Raw genomic sequence first — 4901 nt, forward strand, 5'->3', positions numbered from 1 at the left:
TCAGACCGCCTTGTCCGGTCCGATCTTCACCAGCATCTTGCCGAAATTCGCACCCTTGAAGAGATTGAGGAACGCCTTCGGGGCATTCTCGATGCCGTCTTCCACCGTCTCTTCCCACTTCATCTTGCCGCCTTTGATGAGCGGACCCATCTCGGCGAAGAATTCCGGCAGGTGCTGGAAATAGTTGGAAACGATGAAGCCCTGCAGGCGCAGGCTCTTGCCGACGATCTGGATGAGGTTCGTCGGGCCCGGCCGCGGCTCGGTATCGTTGTACTGCTCGATCATGCCGCACAGCGCCGCCCGCCCGTTCACCCGCATTGCGTTGATCGCGGCTTCGAGGTGCTTGCCGCCCACATTTTCGAAATAGACGTCGATGCCTTTCGGGAAAGCATCGGCCACCGCCTTCGTCAGGTCGCCGCAGGTCTTGTAGTTGATCGCCTTGTCGATGCCGGCGACCTCCTCAAGCCACTTGCACTTCTCGTCCGATCCGGCCGAGCCGACCACATAGCAACCATGCGCCTTGGCAAGCTGGCAGACGACCGAACCGACGGCGCCCGAAGCCGCCGAAACGAACACCGTCTCGCCGTCCTTCAGGTTCGCCACCTTGAAGAGCCCCGCCCAGGCCGTCATGCCCGGCATGCCGAGCGTGCCGAGAAACGCCTCGATGGGTCCGAGCGCGGGATCGACCGGCGTGAAGCCTTCCGCCGGGCCCGTCGCATATTCGCGCCAGCCCCACATGTGGTTCACATAGGTGCCCACCTTCAGCTTGTCGCTTTTGGATTCGACGACCTGTCCGATGGCGCCGCCTTCCAGCGGCTTGCCGATCTGGAATGGCGGCACATAGCTTTCGCGGTCCATCATGCGTCCGCGCATATAGGGGTCCACCGACATCCATATGTTCCGCACCAGCACTTCGCCATTGCCCGGCTGCTTTACGTCGGCGCTCGCCACTTCGAAATCGCTGTCCTTCGGCATGCCCACGGGCCGCGCCTTCAGCCGGATTTCCTTCGAACTCAGGTTCGACATCGCTTCCTCCACGTCTTTTGAATGAATTTTCGTGGAGGGGAGCCTAGCGGCCTTTGGTGGCCGGCGAAAGCGCGCCGGGGCCCGGCTTTGAACAACAGGTTGTGAAGATGTGAACCGTCAGCTCCGCCAGCCGCCGCCCAGCGCCACGAACAGGTCGACCGCCGAGCCATAGCGGTCGAGCCGCGCCGTCGCCGCGCTGTCCCGCGCCGAAAGCCAGCTTCGCTGCGCGTCCAGCACCGAGAGAAGATCGCTCGCACCCGCGCGGTAGCGCGCCAGCGAAAGTTCATAGGCCTTGCCCGCTTCCTCCGCCGCGATGTTGAGCGAGCTCTCGCGCGCCGCCGTCGTCTCCACGGTCGTGAGGGCATTCTCGACTTCCGAGAACGAGGTGAGCACGGTGAGTTTGTAGTTCGCGGCAAGTTCGGCTTGCCGTCCCTTCACCGATTGCAGGTTTCCTTCAAGCGTGCCGCCCGAGAAGATCGGCGCCAGCAGCGAGGCGCCGATGGAGCTGACCGTCTCCGCCGCGCTTGCCGTGGCGAAGCTCCGCGTCAGCGAGGCCGACAGGTCGAGGCTCGGAAAGAACGCCGCCCGCGCCGCGCCGATATCGGCATTGGCGGCTTTCAGCGAAGCCTCCACACTCTTGATGTCGGGCCGCCGTTCGAGCAGCGCCGAAGGCTGTCCCGCCGCGATAGCCGGCAACACCACCTTGTCGAGCGTCTCTCCCTCCACGCTGAAGCGCCCCGGTGTCGTCGCAACGAGGATCGCGAGCGCGTTCTCGTTCGCCGCGAGTTCCGCGCGAAGCGAGGGAAGCGTTGCCTCGATGGTCGCTACCGTGTTGCGCTGCTGTGCAAGGTCGAGGCCCGAAATGCTGCCCGCCTTGTAGCGCGCCTCAACGATGTCGAGCGTGTCGCGCGCGGCTTTGAGCGAGTCCTCGGCAATCGCGATCCGGTCCTTCAGCGTCAGGATCGTGAAATAGGTCGTCGCCACTTCCGACTGCACGATCAGCGCCGCGCTCTCCTTGTCATATTGCGTTGCTTCCAGCGAAAGCGCCGCCGAACTCGCCTCGTCGCGGTAACGGCCCCAGATATCGACCGCATAGTTCGCTGAAAGGCCGAGATTCGCGCTGTTGTTTCTCGATCCGCCGCGCGTGTCGCTGCGAGCCGCGCTGCCGCTCCCGTCCACCTGCGGCAGCAGGCTCGCGCCCGCCGAACGCGCCGCGCCGCGTGCCTGCTCGACGCGCGCCAGCGCTTGTTCGATGTCGAGGTTCCGCGCCAGCGCCGTCTGCATCAGCAGCGTCAGCTCCGGATCGCCGAAGGCCGTCCACCATTGCGTCTCCGCGGCGACGTCCATGCCGTCCTGCTGCTGCGCCGAAGCATAGCTCTGCGGCGCATCGACAACCGGCCGCTCATAGTCCGGCGCCATCGTGCAGGCGGCGAGGGCAGTTGCGGCCAGCAAGGGCAGGACAACGCGGCGGAGCCGATCGAAAATAAATCTGTCATCCCGGCGAAAGCCGGGATCCATGGGCCTCTGCGCGTTGCTCATTGCTTCTTTCATGACACTGCTCCTCACTCCGATGACAGCGCGACCACAGGGTCGAGCCGCGCCGCCTTGCGTGCGGGCAGATAGCCGAACACGAGCCCGGTCAGAAACGCGCAGGTGAAGGCGAGCGCCGAAGGCATGGGGTTGATCACGATGTTGAGCCCGAAACCGGAAAGCGCGAACGCGGTCGCGATACCGAGCACCACGCCAATGAGGCCGCCCACGCCGCAAACGACCAGCGCCTCGGTATTGAACTGTACGAGGATATTGCTCATCCGCGCGCCCGTCGCCATGCGCAGGCCGATTTCGCGCGTCCGCTCGGTCACGTTCACAAGCATGATGTTCATCACGCCGATGCCGCCGACGAGGAGCGAGATCGCCGCGACCGACCCGAGCAGGATCGTCATCGTGTTCGACATGCTTTCCATCGTTTCGAGCATCGAGGCGGTGTTGCGGATCTGGAAGTCTTCCGTCCGGTGCCGCGCGAGGAGCAGCGTGTGGATCGCGTCTTCCGTCTCGTCCACGCGGTCGGAGTCCGTCACCTTCACGGTGATCGAGTCCGTGAACTGCCGTCCGAAAAGCCGCATGAAGCCGGTCGTCAGCGGCACGAAGGCCACGTCGTCCTGGTCGCGCCCGAAAGCGGCCGCGCCCTTCGCTTCCATCGTGCCGACGACCTCGAAGGGAATATTGCCGACGAGAACGTATTTCCCGACCGGGTTGCTGCCATCCGGAAAAAGCGCGTTCACGACCGTCTGCCCGAGCACGATGACGGGCGCATAGCCGTTGAGGTCGCTTTCCGTGAAGAAGCCGCCTTGCGCCACGCTCCAGTCGCGCACCGTCGTCAGCGACGGCCATGTACCTTCGGCCTGCGTGCGATAGTCGACATTGCCGTAGCGCAGTGTTGTCGAGGTGCTCCGCGAAGGGATTACGGCGGCGACGTTCGCGACGTCGAGAATGGCTTCGGCGTCGGAGGCAACCAGTGTCGCGATGTCGCCGGTCGAGCGCACGCCGGGCGCGCCGGGCCGCACCACCAGCAGGTTCGTGCCCATGCTCTGCATGGAACTCATGATGTTTGCCTTGCTGCCGTCGCCGATCGCGAGCATGACGACAACCGCCGCCACGCCGATCACCACGCCGAGCAGCGTCAGCGCCGTGCGGAATATGTTCGTGCGCAGCGAGCGAAACGCCATTTTCACCGCTTCGGTGATTTCCGCCTGGAGCGCGAGAGTGTTGCGGCGGGTCGGGCCCTCATCGGAGGCGGCAACGCTCGCCGTTGCCTTCGTGCCGGTGTCGGAGACGACGCGCCCGTCGCTGATCTGGATGGTCCGGTTCGCATAGTCGGCGACAGCCGGATCGTGCGTGATGAGAATGACGGTGTGCCCTTCGGTGTTGAGGTCCTTCAGCACCTTCAGAACGTCCGCGCCGCTCTGCGTGTCGAGCGCGCCGGTCGGTTCGTCGGCGAGGATCACATCCGCGCCGTTCATCAGCGCCCGCGCGATGGAGACGCGCTGCTGCTGGCCGCCTGAAAGCTCGGTCGGCCTGTGCGCCGTGCGGCCGCCCATGCCCAACCGCTCAAGCAGCGCCCTTGCGCGTTCGGACCGTTCGCTCCGCGTTGCGCCGGCATAGATCGCGGGCAGCTCCACATTCTCCGCCGCCGTCATGCCCGAAAGCAGGTTGTAGCGCTGGAACACGAAGCCGAACGTGTCGCGCCGAAGCACCGCCAGGTCGTCGGAGGTGAGCGAGGCCACGTCCATTCCCGCGACCTCGTAATGTCCTTGGGTCGGCCGGTCGAGGCAGCCGAGAATATTCATCAGCGTCGATTTGCCGGAGCCCGATTGTCCCATGATGGCGACGAACTCGCCGCGCCTTATCGTCAGCGACACGCTGTCCAGCGCTCGCACTTCCGTCTCTCCGGTCTTGTAGACCTTGGAGACGTCGTGAAGCTCGATCAGCGGCGCCGTGTTTTTGGGGGTGGGGGAATGCATGGTTGGCGCGATCCTCAGAAGAAGTCCGGAGGGCCGCTGTCGCTGCTCTTGCTGCTCGTTTCGGTACCCGTCACCACTGTCTCGCCTTCGTCGAGGCCGTTTTTGATTTCCGCACTGATGCGATTGGTAAGTCCCACTTCCACCTGGCGGCGGCTTGTTGTGCCGTCTTTTGTTATCACGGTCACGTAGCTCTTGCCGTCCGCTCCCTCGCGTACCGCGCCCACGGGCACGATGACGACATCCTTCGCCTCGCCGAGAAGGAAGAACACCTGCGTGGTCATGTCCTTCATCAGCTTGCCGTCGGGATTGGCGATGTCGACGAGCACCGTATAGAGAACGACGTCGTTCTCGATT

The 4901-nt window shown here is 64.4% G+C and carries 4 protein-coding genes; all 4 read right to left on the reverse strand.

Going from position 1 to position 4901, the window contains the following annotated elements; translation table 11 throughout:
- Positions 1–1026 carry an NADP-dependent oxidoreductase gene (locus tag Q8S60_RS07605; protein WP_305277381.1) on the reverse strand — a complete coding sequence of 342 codons (1026 nt, stop codon included), beginning with the start codon at positions 1024–1026 and terminating at the stop codon, positions 1–3.
- A 117-nt stretch (positions 1027–1143) separates the two neighbouring features.
- A complete protein-coding gene (locus Q8S60_RS07610; RefSeq protein WP_305277382.1) occupies positions 1144–2577 on the reverse strand; it encodes an efflux transporter outer membrane subunit in 1434 nt (477 codons plus the stop codon).
- Between the two features lie 11 nt (positions 2578–2588).
- A complete protein-coding gene (locus Q8S60_RS07615; RefSeq protein WP_305277383.1) occupies positions 2589–4547 on the reverse strand; it encodes a MacB family efflux pump subunit in 1959 nt (652 codons plus the stop codon).
- Positions 4548–4561: 14 nt separating this feature from the next.
- On the reverse strand, positions 4562–4901 hold a 340-nt coding region (locus Q8S60_RS07620; protein ID WP_371134361.1), incomplete at its 5' end, for an efflux RND transporter periplasmic adaptor subunit.

Origin of the sequence: Parvibaculum sp. (genome assembly GCF_030694575.1) — a bacterium.
Classification (GTDB): Bacteria; Pseudomonadota; Alphaproteobacteria; order Parvibaculales; family Parvibaculaceae; genus Parvibaculum.